Below are 20,831 nucleotides of genomic sequence, written 5' to 3' on the forward strand. Positions count from 1 at the left end.
CATGGGCTGGAAGGACATCTGGCAACTGAGAGCAATCCTAGGAAGAGGAGAAACAGAAAAAGCTGCGACTAAGCAGGAGGTCGCGTAACATGATCCCGAGCGCCGCTCTTCAACCTCCAACTAAAAGCGGGACACTCTCTTTCGGTGAACGCGTAGCCAGTGGTTGAATTGAACGGCATAGGCTCTCCTGTTAAGCAGCAATGTGAGTTTTCCGCTTCGATTCAAGCAGGGCTACGAGTTCTTCAAGAGACCAAAGGTGATCCGCAATCCCTGCTTCCATCGCGGGTGTCACACGTAAGGTCTTATGAATCCGGCAAAAGTTGTAGTGCATGAAATACAGCGCCAGCGCGTGACCGTGATTCTCCAGCTTCTTGCTGAATCCGTTTGTCAGTCGAGTGAAGCGGCGCATGCACATTCTCATCGTCAAATTCTGCCGCTCCACGTATGAAGTGCTGACGTGCTTCGGGTCGGGGTTTCCGCTGACCACTTTCATGTCGCAGCCGATGCAAGTTGCGGGGCTATAACGCGATTCGTCAGGAGTGGGTGCGCCATATATTTTGTGCAGCATCGCGTAATCGGCATCGGCCCCGAACGCATCCTCCACAGCGTTCAGGTAGGCGCTGTGCGCGTCAGTCGTGATCTGTGGCCGTCCAACGATGCGGTCGGCGCAATCCTGCATGAATTCCCACGCGGCTGCTTTATCCCGACCGCCCATGTAAAACGTGACGCATAACTTGCTGTCGGCATCAATGGCCGTCCAGGTCCAAACATCGCCCCACCCTTCCGCCTTTTTTTCGGGACTGGCGTTCTTCTTCTTCGCGCCGACGAAGCTCCAGATTTCGTCACACTGCAAACGGTGAACACGGAGGCCGCGCACATGGCGATGGTGATATGCAGCCGCAGCACATCCAGGATCGCGGAGTAGGCTCAGAACCGTGTGCTTCGCAACTCCGGTCATGCGGCAGGTTGCGTTGATCGAGGTTCCCTCTACCAAAGCAGCGATGACCTGAACACGCTTGTGATTTGGTAGCTGGTTCATGGTCGAAATCATAAGTCCTTGGGATTCAGTTGTAAAATATAAAATTCACAAATTAGTGAATTTTACACAATAATGATTCACGAATTTATGAATTTATATATTGACAAATCTTAACTTTTGGGACAGGATAAGTCATGCCGCTGGAGGTGGTGTTCCGTGACGATGCGCTCCGGGAGCTGGCGACAAACAAGAACGCTAGGAGCGGCTATCCGCAAGCGGTCGAAAAGAAGTACCGCCTGCGCATTCAGCAAATTGTTTCTGCCGTTGATGAACGGGATTTTTACCGACACGCATCACTTCACTTCGAGAAATTGAAGGGAGACCGAGACCATCAACATTCAATGCGGATCAACGATCAATGGCGATTGATTGTGGAATTCGATGGCGAAGCTCCGAACAAGCGAATTGTGATCGTTGCAATTGAGGACTACCACTAGGAGGAGAAAACAATCTCATGCTGACCTATGAACAACTCGCGGAGACGTTCCCCCCGGGAGATGTTATCAAGGAGGAATTGGAAGCGCGCGGATGGACTCAGCGCGATCTCGCCGACATCATGGGTGTTCAGCCGTCAATAGTGAGTTCAATCGTTAACGGAACGAAGCCAATCTCATTAGATCTCGCGAGGAATCTCGCTGCTGCACTTGGGCCTAGCGCGCAGTTTTGGGTGAACATGGATACAGCGTATCGACTGAACCTTCCTGCGGAGCTGCATGACGCGACGACTATGCGTTCGGAACTTTTCAAGATCGCTCCGGTGAACGAGATGATAAAGCGCGGTTGGATTGAATCTTCGGCAGATGTGAGCGTGCTAAGAACTCGGGTGTTGAAGTTTTTTGGCAAGGAATCGCTGGAAGAAATTGAAGCCGATTTGGTTGCATGTGCTGCACGCAAGGGTACGAAATACACTCCCGTGCTCACCGCATCGGAAAGGGCCTGGGTGCGCCGAGTAAAGGCAATTGGACACGCAGTCCACACGCAACACTTTACAGATGACAGTGTATCTAGGGTTTTGAAGACGCTGCGCCCCCTGATGGCTAATGCCGAAGAAGTGCGCCACGTGCCAAAGATACTGGCTGAGCACGGCATCGCGCTGGTCGTTGTAGAGCACTTACAGCAGACTCGCATTGACGGGGTGTGCGCGTGGCTCGAACAAAATCGACGGCCGGTTATCGCAATTTCAATGCGGTATGACCGCCTGGATTATTTTTGGTTCACACTACTCCATGAACTTGGGCACGTCGCCAATCGGGACGGCATAACGGCTGTGCTCAAGCCAGATTCTGATCTGGTGGGCGATCAGGCGACACAAACTTCTGTAAAGCCAGAAATTGAGCAACAAGCCGATTGGTTCGCTACAGAGAATCTGATTGCTCCAAGCGAAATAGACAATTTCATTGCACGGGTAAGACCGCTGTTTTCTAAAGTCAAGATTCACGGTTTCGCCCTCCGCCAAGGAGTACACCCCGCAATCGTAGTGGGCCAGTTGCAGCACAGGGGAGCAATTCACTGGAGCCATAGTAGGGAGTTGCTCGTGAAGGTTCGCGACATTGTCATCGCCTCGACCTTAACCGACGGGTGGGGACAGATACTGCCAAACATCGCTTAGGGGAAATATGACATACACGGAACAGTTGCAGAAGATCGTAGCCGATTATCAAGCAGCGGGGCAGGCGTGGCCAGCCACATCGCACGAAATCGCGATATGGGCGATTTCGGGTGGCAAGTGGCATCCGCAGCGTGGAGCAATGATTAAGAAGTGCGCGGAAGAACTCTCCGATGCAATGCGCGAGGAGTATTTCACTGACCCTCAAGGTCGCCGCGTCAGAATCAAACACGTGGCCCGGTATGGCGGAGGTGCCGCCCAGATTCCACTCTGGGCAGATATTCGTACGGCAACCCGCGACCACATGGAAATCGCTTTCCAGCAGCGGCGACAACAGATTCTTGGTGATTGCCGACAACTGAAGACGGACGTTGACAGCTACAACGAGAATTACAGCCAAATCGAGCCAATTCAGATGGTATTCGATTTCACACCTGATCTTGCTGAATTGGAACTCGTCAGACTTGCAGTCAGCGCCTAGCGCTTCGTGGCCTCGCGCACGATCCGCGCAGCGGCTTGACTGAAGTCCTCGCGACGTTTGCGCTTTGCGGTCTTCGTCGCCTGGGCCATCTTGCGGACGTTCGGGGCGGTAACATTGTGCGTCGGTATGGGTGGCTTGCGAGTGCCTTTCTTCTTTGCCATGTCCACAGCTTACGCCCGCCAGATTCCGGGCGCTAGCCTGTGGAAATTCAAACTGCACCACTACCGAAGAGTCTCAGTTTCAGTTTTGGTTTCAGCTCTGCGATTTCGCCTTTTGGGGTCGCTGAACGGTGAAACTCGAAATCCTCGGCCCCTGCTGAAACTGAAACTGAAACTCGAAACTGTATTTAGAATGTTCCTTCACCCATGTATCTGCTTTACAGCGCGCTGGCCGCCTTGGCCCTGCTGCTCTCCTCGCCCGTCTGGCTGTTGCGCCTGTTGCGCCACGGCAAATACCGCGCGGGATTGGGCGAGCGCTTCGGACGCGTCCCGCCACGCCTCCGCGACCCCGAGCAACGCCCCACCATCTGGGCGCACGCGGTCTCGGTGGGCGAGGTGCTCGCGGTCAGCGGCCTGATCTCCGAATTGCAGCCGCTCTTGCCTTCGTACCGCATCGTCATCTCGACCACGACCATGACCGGCCAAAAGCTGGCGCGCGACCGTTTTGGCGAGGCCAACGTTTTCTACTTTCCGGTGGACTTCGCCTTCGCCGTGCGCCCTTACCTGCGCGCGCTGCGCCCGGACCTGGTGATTATCGCCGAAACCGAGTTCTGGCCGAACTTCCTGCGCCTGGCGCGGCAATCCGGCGCGCGCATAGCCGTGGTCAACGCGCGCATCTCCGACCGCTCTTTCCCGCGCTACCGGCGTTTTCGTGCGCTGATCGCCCCCGTGCTGCGGCAGGTGGACGTTTTTCTCGCGCAAGGTGACGAGGACCGCCGCCGCCTGATCGCAATCGGCGCGCCCGCCGAGCGTGTGCAGGTCAGCGGCAACTTGAAGTTCGATCTCAAACCTGCAAGCGAAACGCCGCTTGTTGCCCAGTTCAAATCAGTGCTCACCGGCATCGGACAGGTTCTCGTCTGTGGCAGCACGGTCGAAGGCGAGGAGTCCATCGTGCTGCGCGCGTTCGCAGCCGTTCGGGAGCGCTTTCCCAAGGCGCTGATGATCCTTGCGCCTCGTCATCCCGAGCGCTTCGCGCAAGTAGTGGAACTGGTCGCCACCTCGGGCCTGCACTCCTGGCGCAGATCGCAGTGGGACGCCTCGCAACCGATCGGCCCGGGCATCCTCTTGCTGGACACCATCGGCGAACTTGCCTCAACCTACGCACTGGCCGACATCGCCTTCGTGGGTGGCAGCCTGGTGCCCAAGGGCGGACACAACATCCTGGAGGCGGCGCAGCACGGGGTTGCCATCGTGGTCGGTCCGCACACGGAAAATTTCCGCGACATGGTCGCGCTCTTCCGCCACGCCGACGCCGTGGTGATCGCCAACGCCGACGAACTCGCGCCAACGTTCCTGAAATTGCTGGCCGACGAAAACCGCCGCCACGATCTTGGCGCGCGCGCGTGTGCAATCCTGCGCGCCAATTCCGGCGCCACGGCTCGCACCCTTGCCGCGCTGGAATCGCTGCTGGCGGAGCGGAACGCACCCGCCAGCGCTACGTCCAAAATCTCGCCGCGGCTGGAGACCTGATGGCGACCCGCATTCTCTCCGGCCTGTTCGGTGGCGCGGTCCGGCTGCGCAATTCGCTCTATGACGCCGGCGCGCTGCCGGCCAAGCGGTTGAAGGGCCCGGTGGTCAGCGTCGGCAATCTTTCCGTCGGCGGATCGGGCAAAACTCCGTTCGTGATTTTGCTCGGCGAACTGCTCAACTTCCGCGGTGTCGCCTTCGACGTGCTCTCGCGCGGATACCGCCGCCAGACCCGCGGCGTTGCACTGGTGGATCCCGGCGGGCTGCCGCACCAGTTCGGCGACGAGCCGCTGCTCATCGCGCGCCGCTTGCAGATTCCGGTCATTCTCGGTGAAGACCGCCACGCTGCGGGTGCGTTCGCCGAACGGCGTTTCGGACCGCAACTTCACCTGCTCGACGACGGTTTCCAGCACCGCCAGCTCGCGCGCGATTTCGACATCGTGCTGGTCACGCCCGACGATGCCCGCGATCGGCTGCTGCCCGCCGGGCGACTGCGTGAGCCGCTCAGCGCTCTGCGCCGCGCCGATGCCGTCGTGCTCGCCAGCGGCGCTGATTCCGCCAATTTCCCGCTCGACGGCAAAACCGTGTGGCGCGTCCGCCGCGGAATTCTTACGCGCGACACCCCGCCGCATCCGCTCGCCTTCTGCGGCATCGCACGCCCCCAAGGTTTCTTCGCGCAGCTCCGCAAGGCTGGAATCGATGTTTCTGCCGAGGTCGTTTTTCCCGATCACCACGCTTACACCGAGAAGGACCTCCGCGATCTACAATTCGTCGCCGAGCAGAACCAGGCCGGCGGGTTTGTGACTACCGAGAAAGACGCGGTCAATCTCGCTGGCTATCTCTCATCGCTGAAGCCGTTGTCGGTTGTCCCGGTAAAGATGGACCTCGCCGACTCTCCGCGCGCGCTGGATTGCCTGCTGGAAACGCTGAAGCGCCGCGGAAAACCGGTGTCGTGAGACAATGCCCCTTCGCGTAGTCCGTAATCCGTACTCGGTAGTCCGGTGCGGACTGCGGGCTACCGACTACTTTGGCGATCAGCGTTTCTCTCCGTTCATCAGCGGCCGATTCGATGTTGAAGCATACGAAACAGTCCGACCGCCTGCGCAAAATCGTCGACGCCTTCCCGCGCCTCACCGTCACCGTCGTGGCTGACCTGGTCGCCGACGAATTCATCTACGGCGAAATTTCCCGTGTCTCGCGCGAGGCCCCGGTGCTCATCCTCAAACACCGCGACCGCACCGTGGTCCCGGGTGGCGGCGGCAACGCGGTGTACAACCTCGCCGCCCTCGGCGTCACCGTGCTGCCGGTGGGCGTCATCGGCGATGACGCCCCCGGGCGCCTGCTGCTCCGCGCCTTTCGCCAGAAGCGCATCTCCACCTCCGGTATCCTGCGCCTGAAGGGCTACACCACGGTTACCAAGACGCGCATCCTCGCCGGCATGACCCACACGGCGCGCCAGCAGGTGGTCCGCGTGGACCGTGAGCCGGAGCGCGAACTCGATTTCATGCACCAGCAGGACCTGGTTGCCTCCGCCAACCGCTTTCTCCGCGCCTCCGACGCCCTGCTGATCTCCGATTACGGCTACGGCAGCGCCACCCCGCAGATGCTCAAGGACCTGCGCTCGCGCGGCGCCATCCAAGACATTCCGGTGACGCTCGACTCGCGCTATCGCCTGCTGCAATACGCCGGCGCGACCGCCGCCACGCCCAACGAACCCGAAGTCGAGCAGGCGCTCGGCATGCGCATCGGGAACGATTCGGCGCGCCTGCTCACCGCCGGTAAGAAAATTCTCCAGCGCATGAAGCTGGAGTCGCTGGTCATTACCCGCGGGCGCGACGGCATGGTCGCCTTTACCCGCAAGCACAAGCCAGTCGAGATTCCGATTCACGGCAGCGACCAGGTGGCCGACGTCACCGGCGCAGGCGACACCGTCATCGCCACCTTCACCGCTGCCTTGGCCGCCGGCGCCGAAGCCGAAGACGCCGCGCGCCTCGCAAATTTTGCCGGCGGCATCGTGGTCATGAAGCGTGGCACCGCCACCCTCGGCCGCGAAGAACTTTTGCAGGCCGTGGAGCACGCTGCTCCATTACACGCATGAGCTGGTACAACAAGATTCTTGCGCGACCCGGTTGCCCCATGCGATCCGGTTGCCCCACCCTTATCTCGCCCGGGTTTGGCGAGATAGGGTGGGGGTTATCCCCGCTGAAACTCGAGTCATGAGCGCTACCGAGGACAAGATCCTTACCCGCGATCAACTCCGCCGCCGCGTGGACCAATGGCGCCGCGCCGGCGAGCGCATCATCCTGACCAACGGCTGCTTCGACCTGCTGCATGTCGGTCACATTCGCTACCTGCGCGCCGCCAAGCAACTCGGCGGAAGACTCGTGGTCGGACTGAATGCGGACGAGTCGGTGCGCGGGTTGAAGGGTGAGGGCCGTCCGCTCATGCCCGCCGCCGAGCGCGCCGAAATTGTGGCCGCCCTTGCCGATGTGGATGCCGTGGTTATCTTTCCCGAACCCGACGTGCGCGCCCTCATTCGCGAACTCCGCCCCGACATCCATGCCAAGGGCACGGACTACACCCTGGACAATGTTCCCGAGCGCGACACCGTCCGGGAATGCGGCGGGTGCGTCGCCATCGTCGGCGATCCCAAGGACCACTCCGCCACCGGGTTCATCTCCCGCATCGCTCGCAGGGAGCGGCCGTGAATCTGCTGGTCGTGCGCCTCGGCTCGATGGGCGACATCATTCATACCCTGCCCGCGGTGGTCGCGCTGCGCCGCGCCTTTCCCGGCGCGACCATCGGCTGGGCGGTGGAGCCGCGCTGGGCCGCGCTCCTCTCCTCCGTAGCCGCGATCTCCGCCCCGCGCTCGCCCGAGAAGCCGCTGGCGGACATCATTCACGCGGTGGACACGCTCGCCTGGCGCGCCGCCCTGCTGTCCGGCGAAACCTGGCGCGCCGCTCGCGATGCTATCCGCGAACTTCGCGCCCGGCGTTATGACCTCGCGATTGATTTCCAGGGTGCGTGGAAATCCGCCATCCTGGCGCAGCTTTCGCGCGCCCCGCGCCGCCTCGGCTTCATGCAGCCGCGTGAAAAGCCGGCGACGCTTTTCTACACCCACCAGGTCGCCGCCCGCGGCCGCCACGTGGTCGAGCAGAACCTTTCACTCGCTGCCGCGGTTGCCCCACCCTTGTCTCGTCCGGGGGAGCCTGCCCCGAAGCGTAGCGAGGGGGCGAGACAGCGCGGGGCAGTTCCTGAAACTCCGTACGGGGCCCCCACGCAGCACGACGAATTCAGTTTCCCCCTCCCGCGCGATCCCGCCGCCGAGCGCGCTGTCGATCGGCAACTGCGTGCCCACGGTCTTCACAGCTTGGTGATCGTCAATCCCGGCGCCGGCTGGGGCGCCAAGTGCTGGCCCGCCGAGCGCTACGCCGAAGTCGTACGCGCGCTCGCCGTGCACGGCCTGCGCACCATCGTGAACTTCGGTCCCGGTGAGGAACAGCTCGCCCGCGATGTCGAGCGCGCCGCCAACACGGTTCCTGATGCGGTTGCCCCACCCTTGTCGCGGCCGGGTGAGTCTGCCCCGAAGCGAAGCGAGAGGCCGCGACAGGGTGGGAGCGTCCCTCCCGCCATCGCCATGTCCGCCACCGTCGCCGAACTCATGGCTCTCTGCCGGCGCGCTCGCCTCTGCATTGGCGGTGACACCGGCCCTGTCCACCTCGCGGCGGCTCTCGACGTTCCCCTGGTCGCGTTGTTCGGTCCCACCGATCCGGCCCGCACCGGCCCCTACAGCCCTCGCGCCATCGTGCTGCGCAGTTTCGTCAGTCAGACCACCAGCTCGCACGAAAAAGAACCGGAAGCAGGTCTGTTGCAGATTACCGCCACTGAAGTAATCGCCGCCGCCCGTTACCTGCTGGCACAACCGGCCGAGGTCCGCCAACGTTGACGACCTGGTCCCGCATCGCGCGTCGCATCCGAGTTCCTCTCGGCTTCATCTTCGCCGCGCTCTACCTGTGGCTGGCGCACCCGATTTGGCTCTCCCTCGTGATCGGCGGCATCATCGCCTTCGCCGGGCTTGCGGTACGTGCCGTCGCCTCCGGCCATATCAGCAAGAATTCCGAGCTCACCATGTCCGGTCCGTACGCCTATACCCGCAATCCGCTGTATCTCGGATCCATCATCATCGCCGCTGGGTTTGCGGTGGCCGCGCGCAGCGCGTGGATCGTGCTCGCGCTGGTCGTGCTTTTCGTGGCCATTTACATTCCAGTCATCCGCTCCGAGGAAGCCTTCCTGCGCTCGCGTTTTCCCGAGTTCGAAGCCTACGCTCGCGATGTGCCGCGCCTCTTCCCCCGTTTCCGGAATCCCTCCGCCGGTTCTTTTTCCCGCGAACTTTATCTCAAGCATCGCGAGTACAATGCTGTCTTCGGTACCGCCGTGATGCTGGCGGCTTTGGCGGCCAAGCTGCTCTGGGCCGGACGCTAACCTGTCCTACGTGATGAGACGACTCCTGCTCGCAACCGCCTGCGCACTGCTGTGTGCCGGCCTCGGTGTCAAGCTTGCCGGCCAGCTACCCACCTCCACCATCGGCCCGGTAGCGCAGATCCATCCGCCGCCGGAGAATTATTCATTTCCCAACGGCCAGGCATTCGTGTACCAGGCCGAGTGGCGCCTCTGGACCGCCGGCACCGCGCGCATCACGGTGGAGCCGGCCGGCGACAATGAGCGCGTCTCCGCCACCGCCGAATCCAGCGGCGTGGCCGCCCTGCTCTATCCCGTCCATGATCGCTTCCAATCTGTCGTCGACAGCCGCACCTTCTGTTCGATCAGCATCGCCAAGCACACCGAGGAAGGGTTCCGCGCCCGCGAAACCCTGATCAACTTCGACTACCTGCGCCGCCGCGCCGTGCTCGACGAAACCAACCTCAAGAGCGGCGAGGCCAAGCACGCCGAACGCGACATTCCCGCCTGCGTCACCGACGTCATCTCCGGTATCTTTTACGTCGGCTCGTTGCCCCTCACGCCCGACGCCGCCTATACCTTCCCGCTCAACGACGGTGGCGAAACCGTGGAAGTCCGCGCCCATGTCGAAGCCCGCGAAAACATCAAGACTCCGGCCGGAACTTTTGCCGCCATCCGCGTCTCCCCCGAAGCCTCCTCCGGCACGCTTAAGAACCGCGGCCGTGTCTGGATCTGGTATTCCGACGATGCTCGTCACATCCCGGTGCAAATGCGTGCCCGCTTGTTCTGGGGCACCCTCACCCTGCGCCTTGTCCGCACGGAAAAGAAATAGCCGTTCTCCACAGCTCAAATGAATTCCGCGGATACCCAGTTCCCCTCCGTGGCATCTGGCGGGCACGGAAATGCCTTGCGGCATCGCGTGCCTTTCGAGAGGCATTTGCCGCTCGCATGTCCGGCAGATTGCCTGCAAGCTTAACAAAATAAACTTAAAACAATTATTGACAGTAATACACTAAGATTTTATGATCTATAACTGTTAGATAACGATACCGACCTCCAGGCGTTGCGCCTGAGGCGAGTCAACCACAGATTTCAAGGAGGAACTTGCTATGGCTATTACTCGTTGGGACCCCTTCCACGAACTGAACCTGATTACCAGCCGCATGAACCGCCTGTTTCAGGACGCCTACAGCCCTGGCAGCACGGAAGAGAACCTGACCACAACCACCTTTGTTCCCCCGGTGGATATTTATGAGGACGAGCACAGCATCACCCTCAAGGTCGAAGTCCCGGGCATCGATCAAAAGGACATCGACGTCCGCCTGGAGAACAGCACCCTGACCGTGCGCGGCGAGCGCAAGTTCGAAAAGGAAGAGAAAGAGGAGAACTTCCACCGCGTCGAGCGCCGTTATGGTAGCTTCTATCGCGCCTTTACCCTGCCCAATACGGTGGATCCGGACAGCGTCACCGCCGATTACGACAGCGGCGTGCTCAGAATCAAGCTGGCCAAGAAAGCCGAAGCCAAGCCCAAGCAGATCAAAATCGGTGTCGGCCAGAAGACGCTGGAAGGCAAGAGCAAGGCGGCCTAATCCAGCTATCAGCCGTCAGTTGCCGGCTACTGCAATGGGGAGACGGCTGTGAACACCGTCTCCCTTTTTCGTGAAGTTGGGAACGACTTTGAGCTTTTGAGCGATGAGGAATCGATCTGATCAAACGTGCTTTTCAGGATCGGCCGTGGTTAGCTGACGGCTGATAGCTGAAAGCTGAAAGCTACTAACATGCCAATCCGTTGGGACAAGTTAACCGTCAAGGCGCAGGAAGCTGTCCAGCGTGCCAGCGAAACCGCTTCCCAGCGCGGCAACCCCGAACTGCTGCCCATGCACCTGCTGGTCGTCCTGCTGGAAGACCGAGAGGGCATCGTCGCCCCCGTGCTGGAGAAGATCGGTGTCGGCCCGCAGGCTCTGCTGGCACAGGCGAACCAAATCCTGGAACGATTGCCGCGCGTATCCGGCGCCGCCGCCCAACCCGCCCTGTCGCCTGCCGGGCAGCGCCTGCTCGACCAGGCATTTAAGGAAGCCGACAACTTCAAGGACGAGTATGTCTCCACCGAACACCTGCTGCTGGCCATGACCGACCAGCGTGGCGACCCGGCGCAGGAACTGCTCGCGCGCCACGGCGCCACCCACGATGCCGTGCTCAAAGCGCTCACCGCCGTGCGCGGCAATCAGCGCGTCACCGACCAGAATCCTGAAGCCAAGTACCAGGCGCTGGAGCGCTACGCCAAGGACCTCACCGATCTTGCCCGCCGCGGCAAGCTCGATCCCGTTATTGGCCGCGACGAAGAAATCCGCCGCCTCGTGCAGGTGCTCTCCCGCCGCACGAAAAACAATCCTGTATTGATCGGCGAGCCCGGCGTCGGCAAGACCGCCATCGTCGAAGGCCTGGCCCAGCGCATTATCTCCGGGGACGTCCCGGAAGTCCTGAAGAACAAGCGCGTCGTCGGGCTCGACCTCGGCGCCATGCTGGCCGGCGCCAAGTACCGCGGCGAGTTCGAGGACCGTCTCAAGGCCGTGCTCAAGGAGATCGAGGAATCGGAAGGGAAGATCGTCTTCTTCATCGACGAGCTGCACACGCTGGTGGGCGCCGGCGCCGCCGAAGGCGCCATTGACGCCAGCAACATGCTCAAACCCGCGCTGGCCCGCGGCGAGCTGCGCGCTATTGGCGCCACCACGCTCAACGAATTTCGCAAGTACATCGAAAAGGACCCCGCCCTGGAGCGCCGGTTCCAGCCAGTCTTCGTCGGCGAACCCAACGTCGAGGACACCATCGCCATTCTGCGCGGCCTCAAGGATCGCTACGAGGTCCATCACGGCGTACGCATCAAGGATTCGGCGATTGTGGCCGCAGCCACGCTCTCGCACCGCTACATCAGCGATCGTTTCCTGCCCGACAAGGCCATTGACCTGATTGACGAGGCCGCCGCCTCGCTCCGCATCCAGATTGATTCCATGCCCACGGAAATCGACCAGCTCGAGCGCCGCGCCACCCAGTTGGAAATCGAGCGCCAGGCGCTGATGAAGGAGAGCGATCCCAACTCCCGCGAGCGTCTCACCGCCGTGGAGAAGGAGTTAGCCAACCTGCGCGAAGAGTCCAACCGCCTGAAGGCCGTCTGGCAGCAGGAGAAGGGTTCCATCAACCGCATTCGCGAGTTGAAGGAAAAGCTCGAGAAGCTGAAGCTCGATGAGCAAGCCGCCATCCGCAAGGGCGACTACACTCGCGCCTCGCAGCTCCAGTACGGCGAGTTGCCGCAACTCCAGGCCGAACTCGACCGGCTCAACGCGCAGGCCGACGGCAAGGCCACCCGCATGCTCAAGGAGGAAGTGGACGAGGAGGATATCGCCCGCATCGTCAGCAAGTGGACCGGCATTCCCGTCAGCAAGATGCTGGAAGGCGAGGTCAAGAAGCTGGTGGACATGGAGAACCGCCTGCGCCAGCGTGTCGTTGGCCAGGACCAGGCGCTGGAGAAAGTCGCCAGCGCCATCCGGCGTTCGCGCGCCGGGCTCAGCGACCCACGCCGTCCCATTGGCTCGTTCATCTTTCTCGGCCCCACCGGCGTCGGCAAGACCGAGCTCGCCCGCGCCCTCGCCGAGTTTCTCTTCGACGACGAGCACAACATGGTGCGCATCGATATGTCCGAGTACATGGAGAAGCACGCCGTCGCCCGCCTCATCGGCGCGCCTCCCGGCTACGTCGGCTACGAGGAAGGCGGCCAGCTCACCGAAGCCGTGCGCCGCCGCCCCTACGCGGTCGTGCTCTTCGACGAAATCGAAAAAGCGCATCCCGACGTCTTCAACGTGCTGTTGCAGATCATGGACGATGGCCGCCTCACCGACGGCAAGGGCCGCGCCGTGGATTTCAAGAACACCATCATCATCATGACCTCCAACCTCGGCGCCGCGTACCTGACGCCGGAAAACCTGGCCACGCCCGCGGCCTTTGAGCGCGCGCGTCAGCAGGTGATGCAGGTGGTGCAGGCCAGCTTCAAGCCCGAGTTCCTCAACCGAGTGGACGACATCATCGTCTTCAACCCGCTGGGCAAGGAGCAGTTGACGCGCATCGTCGAGCTGCAACTGGAAAATCTGCGCCGCCTGCTGGCCGAGCGCAAGATTTCCATCGAACTGACGGATGCGGCGAAAGAGCTGGTGTTCAGAGAGGGTTACGACGTGCAGTACGGCGCGCGTCCGCTCAAGCGCGCCATCCAGCGCATGATCCAGGACCCGCTGGCGCTCAAGATCCTCGATGGCGAGGTACTGCACGGTGACCACGTCATCGCGGACGCCGATCTGCCACATCGCCAGATGGCCTTCAAGGTCTCGCCCCGCGTCGGCGAGCCCACGCCTGCGAAGAAATAGCGGACACCCTGAAAGTGACAATCGGCCGTGAGGACTTTGACCGCCTCCAGAGTCTGCTGCTAAGTGGGCCGCAGGTTGAGCACGTCACCACGCCTGTCGACCACCTTTACGGTAGCACGCATCCCTTCGCGTCCTTTGCGGTTAGTCTTTAACTCACAACTCCGAAATCACCACTGACAACTTGCCTTTCCGCACCGCCTCGATGAAATCCGTGTACGCCGGCTCGCCCGCCCGATCGCGCACCGCCGCTGCCACCTGCCCGCGGTGATACACCCCATGCATGAGCACGTGCATCAGCACATCGCGGATCGCGTTGCTGTACGCCTCGCCTTTGGAATTCGTGTAGGCGATCTCGCTGTCCAGGTCGGCGTCCTTGAGCCCTGACAGGTACTCCTCCCACGCTCTCCGCAACTGGGCCAGTTGCCGCTCGCAATCATCCAGCCCAAACTCCGGCCACACCGCCGTCTTCCGCGTTTGCTGTTGCAACCGCCCCATCCACAGCAGCTCCGCCGCCACGATGTGCGCCATCACTTTGCGCGCCCGCTCCGGAGGATGCTCCATCTCCTGCAGCGAGCGTAGCGTCTCCCGGTTGGCCCAGTCGTCATAGAGAAACATCTCGCGTAGGTAGTCCAGCATGGCTATGCCTCTCCCATCAGCAACAGATGCCCCGTGGCCCGCGTCAGATGAAGCATTTTCCCAGGTTGCACCGCCCGCCCTCCTTACTATTGATTGGCAAATAAGCAACCTCTCCTTTGTCGCGCAATTCTTGCGGGCTCCACGCACCGAGCGCGCATCTCAGAATCGGACGGCGTGTCCTTTGGTGTTCTCGCGCAAACCCTTTACAATTACGTCGCCGTCCGACGCCATTCCCGTGATTTTGCCGGTCAACCGCTGCCTTGGAACGTCGCTTGCTGTGCACCTGAACGGTAGGTGCGTAAGGAGGGCTATATCGTCATGCATCGCCGCTTAGTCGTTCTGCTTACGGCTGTCGTCTTGGGCATACTCGCCTTGTTCATCGCCTGCGGTAGCGGCGGCGGTTCGAGCAGCTTCAGAACCGTCAGCACGGCGACTGTCACCACCACGCTCAGCGATCCCGCGACCTGTTCCTCATCCGCTTCCGGCCCCTACAGCAATGTCTGGGTGACGATCACCGACGTGCTGATCAACGCCAGCGCCAGCGCCGCCGACAATGATCCCAACTGGATCGATCTTACCCCCACTCTGAAAAATGCCCCGCAACAGGTGGACTTGCTCGCCGCCGCGAACAACCAGTGTTTCCTGGCCACGCTCGGCTCTAGCATCGCGCTGCAGCCCGGTACTTACCAGCAGATTCGCATCATTCTCGCCGACAATACGACCGCCAATGTCAATCTTCTCGGCGCCTCCAACAAGTGCGGTTCGGGGGGCGTCAACTGCGTCATCCTTGCGCTTCCGAATCCGAACACGCCCCAGATCCTGCAACTCTCCAGCGAATCCAAGACCGGCCTCAAGATTCCTTCCGGTCAGATCGCCGGCGGCGCCTTCACCCTCGCTGACGGACAGACCAAGGATCTCAACATTGACTTCGACACCTGCGCCTCCCTCGTGGTGCAGGGCAACGGGCAGTTCCGTCTGAAGCCGGTTCTGCACGCCGGAGAAGTTGCGCTTACCTCGCCCTCCATCAACGGTAAGCTGGTGGACAGGATCACCAACCTGCCCATCGTGGGCGGCAAGGCTATTGTTGCCCTCGAGCAGAAGGACTCCAACGGCGTGGATCGCGTCATCATGCAGGTTACGCCCGACAACACCGGCGCCTTCAACTTCTGCCCGGTTCCGGGCGGCGCCTATGACGTCGTCGCCGTGGCGGTAAGTGGCGCCAACCTGTCCTACGCCGCGACCATTACCGCCGGCGTGCAGCCCGGAAACGCGCTCGGCAATATCCCCATGGACGCCGTCACCGGCGCCAACACCGCTCCCGGCTCGATCACCGGGCAGGTGACCACCGTCAACGCCACCAGCAACGGCGCCACGGTCGACGTCCTGCTCTCCGCCTTGCAAACTGTTAGCTCCACAATCTTCACGATTCCGGCCGGCACGCAGGCGGCAACCCTGAGCGTCGCCACCGACAAACCGTCCACCTGCGCGGCCGATCCCTGCCCGCCGTACACGTTTACTTACACGATGACGCCGGTACCGCCGGTGAGCCCGACCGTCGGCGCGTTCTCCGCCACTTCACCTACCATCTATACCGCGGGCAGCGGCACTCCCCCTGCTACCTATGTTGTCGAAGCACAAACGTTTGTGCCTATGTCGGGCGGCACGGGGGATTGCAACCCGTCGAAGCAGACGACTGCGGCCGTGTCGGTCAATCCGGGCACTCCGGCTGCCACCGCGACCACGCTGGCCTTTACCGGATGTCAGTAGAGTCAGAGCGGTTCGACAAGACGTTGGATCGGTTTAGGAATTGCTGGAGCCGAAATGTTCTTTGAAGGGGCACGGGCTTCAGCCGTGCCGTTTGAGGCCTGCCAATTCATCCGGCTTCAGCCGGGATATGGGCTTCAGCCCTGGTTGCAGCAACTGTGGAATAGCTCCAGCGGATGCCATTCTGCCTAAGGATTTGTCATTCCGAGCGCAGCGAGGAATCTGTTGTTACCTTGCCATCGACCATCGACCATCGACTATCGACCATCGACCGCCCTGAAACCGAAACTGAAACTAAAACTTACTTCTTCCCCTTCTTCCCGCCCGAACCCTCGCTCTTCGATTCACTCTTCGCATCCGCCTTGGTTTCACTTTTCGTTTCCGTCTTCGTCTCCGCCTTCTTCTCGCTCGCTTTGCTTTCGGGCGCGGAACCTTTGCGCGCGTAGTCGGTCGCGTACCAGCCGCTGCCCTTGAATTGCACGGAAGACGTCGACATCAGTGGCGAAATTTTTCCGCCGCACTCGGGACACTTCGGCGGCGGCGGGTCAGATAACCGCTGCAATTTTTCAAAGCGGAAATGGCAATCCTGGCACTCGTATTCGTAGAGCGGCACCCTCCGATTGTAGGGGCGCGCACAAACCAGCGTCAATTCAGCTCCTGGCTCTTAGCCGTTAGCTTTTAGCTGGTTCGATTTGGCTAAGAGATAAATGCTAAGGCCAAGTTGCCAACAACTGCTAGACTCACCTACCGATGAACATCGCGCAAGAAAGCGGTGCGCCGCTCACGCCTGGGCCGGCGCTCTACGTTGTTGCCACGCCCATCGGCAATCTCGAGGACATTACCCTGCGCGCGCTGCGCGTCCTGCGCCAGGTTGACCTCATCGCTTGCGAGGACACCCGCCAGACGCTCAAGCTGCTCAACCATTACGGCATCCACACACCCACCATCAGCTACCACGAGCACAATGAGCTCACCCGCGCCGCCGAGCTCGTTCTTAGGCTCGAAGAGGGCGCGCGCATCGCCCTGGTCACCGACGCCGGCATGCCCGCGGTTTCCGATCCCGGTTTTCGTCTCGTCTCGCTCGCCGTGCGCCATCACATTTCGGTGGTGCCGATTCCGGGCGCGTCGGCCTTCCTTTCCGCGCTGGTGGCCAGCGGCCTGCCGACGGATTCGTTCCGCTTCAGCGGCTTTCTGCCCCACAAACGCGGCGAACGCCGCACCCTCCTGGAAAGCCTGCGCAACTCGCCGCGTACGCAGATCTTCTACGAAGCGCCGCACCGCATCGTCGAGGCCCTGGAAGACGCGGTCGCGGTGTTGGGTGGCTCGCGCCACGTGGTGATCGCGCGCGAGGTCACCAAGCTGCACGAGGAATTCCTGCGTGGCCGCGCCGACGAAATCCTCGATCGCGTGCGCGCCCATCCGCCCAAGGGAGAAATCACGCTCCTCATCGGCAAAGCGGAAGAGGCGCAGCCAGCCGCCGCACCGCAGGTTACGCCCGCAGCCGTACGCGATCGCGTCAACGAACTGATGTCGTCGGAGCAGATTGACGAAAAAGCCGCGCTGAAGAAGGTCGCCCGCGAACTCGGCATCTCCAGGAGTGAAGCCTACCGCGAGTTGCAGCGGACGAAATAATCGCCGCCAGCGCGCGGAGCCAGCGCTCCGCAGAAGGCGGGCAGCCGAGCCCGCGATCTACGAACGACAAACGAATGACGAATAACTTTCCGCTATTTCTTGGCCATCACCACGCGCGGAATCCCCTGCAGATCAGGCACGGTGCGCACCTCGCGCCAATCGTGCAGCACCTCTCGTACGGCCGCCTCCTGCGAATAGCCGATCTCCATCGCCAGCGTGCCGCCGGGTTTCAGTGCAGCGCGCGCTTGCGGAGCGAGGCGGCGGATGACGTCCATGCCCTCGGCTCCGGCAAAAACCGCGCCGCGCGGTTCGTACTTGCGCACCTCAAGTTGGACCTTGTCATACTCGCTTTCCCCGACATAGGGCGGATTGGAAGCGACGATGTCGAAGGAGCCCGGCACTCCTACCAGCAGGTCGGTACGATGAAAGGTGACGCGATGGTCGAGGGCGAGGCGGGCAGCATTGGCGCGCGCGATCTCCAGCGCCTCTTCGGAAATCTCCGTGGCGTGAATCTCGGCCTCCGTCAGCTCTGACGCCAGCGCCAGCGCCACGCATCCCGACCCGGTGCCAACATCCACAATCCTCGGCTGCCCCGTGGCGCGTCCCGGTGGTTGCCCCACCCTTGTCTCGCCCGGTTTTGGCGAGATAGGGTGGGGTAGTTGTCTGCACAACTCCAGCACCGCTTCCACCAGGTGCTCGGTCTCCGGCCGCGGAATCAACACCGCCGGGCCAACGATGAAATCCAGCCCCCAGAATTCCTGGTGCCCGACAATGTACTGCGCGGGCACGCCGCGCGCGCGGGTGGCCAGCGCCTCGTCGTAACGTTCAGTTTCTTCCGCCGACAGTTCGCGCTCCGGGTGTGCGTACAGATGCGCCCGATCGCACCCCAGCACAAACATCAGGAGCACCTCGGCATTCATCCGCGCCGAGCCGACGTGGTTCTCCTCCAGCATCGCGACGGCCGAGCGCAGTGCTTCCTTCAACTGCATGACCAACCGATTTAACCACAGAGGCCACGGAGAGAAGAAAATCGCTGAACCTAAGCCAATTGTCACAGACGTTTTAACCAGCGCAAAATACAATGCCGACGTGCGATGCTTTGCGACAGCTACGTTTGTCCTCGCGGTCAGTATGTTTTTTCTGGGCCAATCTGCAGACGCTCCGTCTGTGGAAGAAGTAGTTCGCCAAGTTCCGCCTGACCCACACCAGCTTGATTTTCTGCGCACCGGTCTGAATCGGCCGATTCCGGCGATGCAAGGATTCGAGATTGGCGAGAAGGTTTTTTTCCGCGCGAACAAGGTCGGCGCCGGAATGACCGCGCCGCGCCTCGTGAAATCGCCTGACCCCGAATATCCGAGGAAATCGTATCCGCTGGAGGGAACTGTCGTACTGTGGGTAATTATCGGCCCTGACGGGAAGCCGCATGACATCCGAGTCCAGCGCACGCTGGGCTCGGAGTTCGACAAGGCTGCGCATCGCCGCCGTGCGCAAGTGGCGGTTCAAGCCTGCCCTCAAGGACGGGGAACCTGTCTCGGTACAAATCAATATTGAAGTAAGATTCCACGTCGCGCGGTAGCGAGTACGAGCGCGCGATTTATTCCGGTGCCCTACGCCAACACCGTCGCCTGCTCCTTCAGCTTTTCCGCCTGGAAATGGGTCGAGAGCGCTTCGATGAACGGCTGCAGTTTGCCGTCCATCACTTCGCTGAGTTGATGCAGGTTGAGGCCGATGCGATGGTCGGTAACGCGGTTCTGCGGAAAATTATAGGTGCGGATTTTTTCGCTGCGGTCTCCCGTGCCCACCATGGCGCGACGCTCCTTCGCCAGCGCCGCCTGCTGTTTTTCGCGTTCCATGTCGTACAGGCGGGAGCGCAGCACGCGCATGCCTTTCTCGCGGTTCTTGATCTGCGATTTCTCGTCCTGGCAGCTCACCACGGTATTGGTCGGAATGTGGGTAATGCGCACCGCCGAATAAGTCGTGTTTACCGACTGCCCGCCCGGACCCGACGAGCAGAAGGTGTCAATGCGAAGGTCCTTGGCATCGATCTTAACGTCCACGTCCTCGGCTTCCGGCATCACCGCTACCGTGACCGCCGAAGTGTGCACGCGCCCCTGCTGCTCGGTTTCGGGAACCCGTTGCACGCGATGCACGCCGCCCTCGTACTTGAGTTTGGAATACACGCCGCGGCCCTCGATCATCGCGATCACTTCCTTCAACCCGCCAATGCCCGACTCCGACGACGACAGCACTTCCACCTTCCAGCGCTGCCCTTCGGCGTAGCGCGTGTACATCCGGAACAGCTCGGCCGCGAACAGCGACGCCTCATCGCCGCCCGTGCCGGCGCGGATTTCCAGGATGACGTTCTTCTCGTCGTTGGGATCTTTCGGGATGAGCAGGACCTTCAAATCCTGCTCAGCTTGGGCAAAACGCCGCTCCAGCGCTTGCAGTTCTTCCTGCGCCATCTCCTTCATCTCGGGATCGGTTTCGAGCATCTCGCGCGTTTCCGCGATCCCGCGCTTCAGGTCTTTGTACTCGCGGTACTTCTCGACGATGGCCGCAACTTCACTGTGCGCCTTGGCGGTCTTCTGATATTTGCCGGAATCCTGCATGATTTCCGGCGACGCCAGCGCCTTGGTCAGCTCTTCGTACCGAGCCTCGATTTGTTCCAATCGGTCAAACATACAGTCGTCGGTCGCTGGTCGTTAGTCGTTGGTCGCCTTCGGTCCCGCGGCAGTTCCATCCTCCAGCGAATGTATTAATGCGTTGAGGCCCTGCGCAAGCGGTCCACTCAATTCCAGAAGCTCGCGCCCGCGCTCCTCGCTTAGGCATTGTAACTGGACTGCCAGCCGAGTCTGCGTCTCGAGTTCGAGAAGAGACCCGCGCGCATGGTATAGGAACCGGCTGAACTCGGGATTCGAGCGGTGTCCCTTGCCTTCCGCGATATTGCTGGGTACCGATACCGCCGCACGGCGCATTTGGTTCACCAGGCCGTATAACTCAGATTTCGGGAACTTCGCAGTCGCTTGGTAAACGGTGCAAGCGAGCTCCATTGCCTGTTGCCACACTCGCAAGTCGACGTACGAACCGCGCATACTAACTACTCCGTGTCGTCGCTTCG

Annotated in this window: 21 protein-coding genes and 1 pseudogene; 15 read left to right on the plus strand and 7 right to left on the minus strand. The window is 61.4% G+C overall.

The genetic code is table 11. The annotated features are described in order from the left end of the window. Positions 1-190: 190 nt before the first annotated feature. On the minus strand, positions 191-1,039 hold the full coding sequence (locus LAN64_16745) for an IS1 family transposase (protein ID MBZ5569482.1): 849 nt from the start codon (positions 1,037-1,039) through the stop codon (positions 191-193). Positions 1,040-1,173: 134 nt separating this feature from the next. On the opposite strand from LAN64_16745, the gene LAN64_16750 reads away from it, so the two are divergent. Genes LAN64_16750 through LAN64_16760 form a run of 3 tightly spaced genes read left to right on the plus strand, consistent with a single transcriptional unit; the run spans position 1,174 to position 3,126 of the window. Further along, positions 1,174-1,476 carry a type II toxin-antitoxin system RelE/ParE family toxin gene (locus LAN64_16750; protein ID MBZ5569483.1) on the plus strand — a complete coding sequence of 101 codons (303 nt, stop codon included), beginning with the start codon at positions 1,174-1,176 and terminating at the stop codon, positions 1,474-1,476. Between the two features lie 17 nt (positions 1,477-1,493). Continuing rightward, positions 1,494-2,648, plus strand: coding sequence for a HigA family addiction module antidote protein (locus tag LAN64_16755; GenBank protein ID MBZ5569484.1), 1,155 nt, complete (start codon positions 1,494-1,496; stop codon positions 2,646-2,648). Between the two features lie 7 nt (positions 2,649-2,655). Then, on the plus strand, positions 2,656-3,126 hold the full coding sequence (locus LAN64_16760) for a hypothetical protein (GenBank protein MBZ5569485.1): 471 nt from the start codon (positions 2,656-2,658) through the stop codon (positions 3,124-3,126). Here LAN64_16760 and LAN64_16765 read toward each other — a convergent pair. After that, positions 3,123-3,287, minus strand: a complete 165-nt coding sequence (locus LAN64_16765) for a hypothetical protein (protein MBZ5569486.1) — start codon at positions 3,285-3,287, stop codon at positions 3,123-3,125. The genes LAN64_16760 and LAN64_16765 overlap by 4 nt on opposite strands. 204 nt (positions 3,288-3,491) lie before the next feature. Between LAN64_16765 and LAN64_16770 the strand changes: the two genes are divergently transcribed. The 9 genes from LAN64_16770 to clpB all read left to right on the plus strand — a co-directional run bounded on the left by LAN64_16770 (position 3,492) and on the right by clpB (position 13,681). Next, positions 3,492-4,814 carry a 3-deoxy-D-manno-octulosonic acid transferase gene (locus LAN64_16770; GenBank protein MBZ5569487.1) on the plus strand — a complete coding sequence of 441 codons (1,323 nt, stop codon included), beginning with the start codon at positions 3,492-3,494 and terminating at the stop codon, positions 4,812-4,814. Further along, complete coding sequence (gene lpxK, locus LAN64_16775; protein MBZ5569488.1) at positions 4,814-5,767, plus strand: tetraacyldisaccharide 4'-kinase; 954 nt, start codon at positions 4,814-4,816, stop codon at positions 5,765-5,767. Before LAN64_16770 ends, lpxK begins: the two co-directional genes overlap by 1 nt. Before the next feature lie 113 nt (positions 5,768-5,880). Next, positions 5,881-6,909 (plus strand): bifunctional hydroxymethylpyrimidine kinase/phosphomethylpyrimidine kinase, encoded by a 1,029-nt coding sequence (locus LAN64_16780; protein MBZ5569489.1) that lies wholly within the window; start codon positions 5,881-5,883, stop codon positions 6,907-6,909. 118 nt (positions 6,910-7,027) lie between these two features. Next, a complete protein-coding gene (locus LAN64_16785; GenBank protein ID MBZ5569490.1) occupies positions 7,028-7,519 on the plus strand; it encodes an adenylyltransferase/cytidyltransferase family protein in 492 nt (163 codons plus the stop codon). Further along, positions 7,516-8,757, plus strand: coding sequence for a glycosyltransferase family 9 protein (locus tag LAN64_16790; GenBank protein ID MBZ5569491.1), 1,242 nt, complete (start codon positions 7,516-7,518; stop codon positions 8,755-8,757). The genes LAN64_16785 and LAN64_16790 overlap by 4 nt, the downstream gene beginning before the upstream one ends. After that, positions 8,754-9,293 (plus strand): isoprenylcysteine carboxylmethyltransferase family protein, encoded by a 540-nt coding sequence (locus LAN64_16795; GenBank protein ID MBZ5569492.1) that lies wholly within the window; start codon positions 8,754-8,756, stop codon positions 9,291-9,293. The genes LAN64_16790 and LAN64_16795 overlap by 4 nt, the downstream gene beginning before the upstream one ends. 13 nt (positions 9,294-9,306) lie before the next feature. After that, the gene (locus tag LAN64_16800) at positions 9,307-10,101 is read left to right on the plus strand and encodes a DUF3108 domain-containing protein (protein MBZ5569493.1); all 795 of its coding nucleotides are present in this window, start codon (positions 9,307-9,309) and stop codon (positions 10,099-10,101) included. Positions 10,102-10,378: 277 nt separating this feature from the next. Next, complete coding sequence (locus LAN64_16805) at positions 10,379-10,858, plus strand: Hsp20/alpha crystallin family protein (protein MBZ5569494.1); 480 nt, start codon at positions 10,379-10,381, stop codon at positions 10,856-10,858. 189 nt (positions 10,859-11,047) lie between these two features. Continuing rightward, the gene (gene clpB, locus LAN64_16810) at positions 11,048-13,681 is read left to right on the plus strand and encodes an ATP-dependent chaperone ClpB (protein MBZ5569495.1); all 2,634 of its coding nucleotides are present in this window, start codon (positions 11,048-11,050) and stop codon (positions 13,679-13,681) included. A 153-nt stretch (positions 13,682-13,834) separates the two neighbouring features. On the opposite strand, the gene LAN64_16815 is transcribed toward clpB, so the two are convergent. Next, positions 13,835-14,317: a DinB family protein gene (locus LAN64_16815; protein ID MBZ5569496.1), complete on the minus strand. Its 483-nt coding sequence runs from the start codon at positions 14,315-14,317 to the stop codon at positions 13,835-13,837. 318 nt (positions 14,318-14,635) lie between these two features. Here LAN64_16815 and LAN64_16820 point away from each other — a divergent pair, with 318 nt between their 5' ends. Beyond that, entirely contained in the window at positions 14,636-16,084 is a 1,449-nt protein-coding gene (locus tag LAN64_16820; protein MBZ5569497.1) for a DUF4382 domain-containing protein, read from the plus strand. Positions 16,085-16,382: 298 nt separating this feature from the next. Here LAN64_16820 and LAN64_16825 read toward each other — a convergent pair whose 3' ends face one another. Then, positions 16,383-16,694, minus strand: a complete 312-nt coding sequence (locus tag LAN64_16825) for a zinc ribbon domain-containing protein (GenBank protein MBZ5569498.1) — start codon at positions 16,692-16,694, stop codon at positions 16,383-16,385. A 137-nt stretch (positions 16,695-16,831) separates the two neighbouring features. On the opposite strand from LAN64_16825, the gene rsmI reads away from it, so the two are divergent. Then, positions 16,832-17,713, plus strand: coding sequence for a 16S rRNA (cytidine(1402)-2'-O)-methyltransferase (rsmI, locus tag LAN64_16830; protein MBZ5569499.1), 882 nt, complete (start codon positions 16,832-16,834; stop codon positions 17,711-17,713). Between the two features lie 92 nt (positions 17,714-17,805). Here rsmI and prmC read toward each other — a convergent pair whose 3' ends face one another. Then, entirely contained in the window at positions 17,806-18,702 is an 897-nt protein-coding gene (prmC, locus tag LAN64_16835; protein ID MBZ5569500.1) for a peptide chain release factor N(5)-glutamine methyltransferase, read from the minus strand. 322 nt (positions 18,703-19,024) lie between these two features. On the opposite strand from prmC, the pseudogene LAN64_16840 reads away from it, so the two are divergent. Further along, a pseudogene (locus LAN64_16840) lies at positions 19,025-19,289 on the plus strand (energy transducer TonB). 31 nt (positions 19,290-19,320) lie between these two features. Here the strand turns inward: LAN64_16840 and prfA are convergent. Together prfA and LAN64_16850 are read right to left on the minus strand one after the other, a co-directional pair. Then, complete coding sequence (gene prfA / locus LAN64_16845) at positions 19,321-20,394, minus strand: peptide chain release factor 1 (protein ID MBZ5569501.1); 1,074 nt, start codon at positions 20,392-20,394, stop codon at positions 19,321-19,323. Positions 20,395-20,415: 21 nt separating this feature from the next. Then, positions 20,416-20,805 carry a four helix bundle protein gene (locus LAN64_16850; GenBank protein MBZ5569502.1) on the minus strand — a complete coding sequence of 130 codons (390 nt, stop codon included), beginning with the start codon at positions 20,803-20,805 and terminating at the stop codon, positions 20,416-20,418. Between the last annotated feature and the right edge of the window lie 26 nt (positions 20,806-20,831).

This window comes from Terriglobia bacterium (assembly GCA_020073185.1).
GTDB lineage: Bacteria > Acidobacteriota > Terriglobia > Terriglobales > Acidobacteriaceae > JAIQGF01.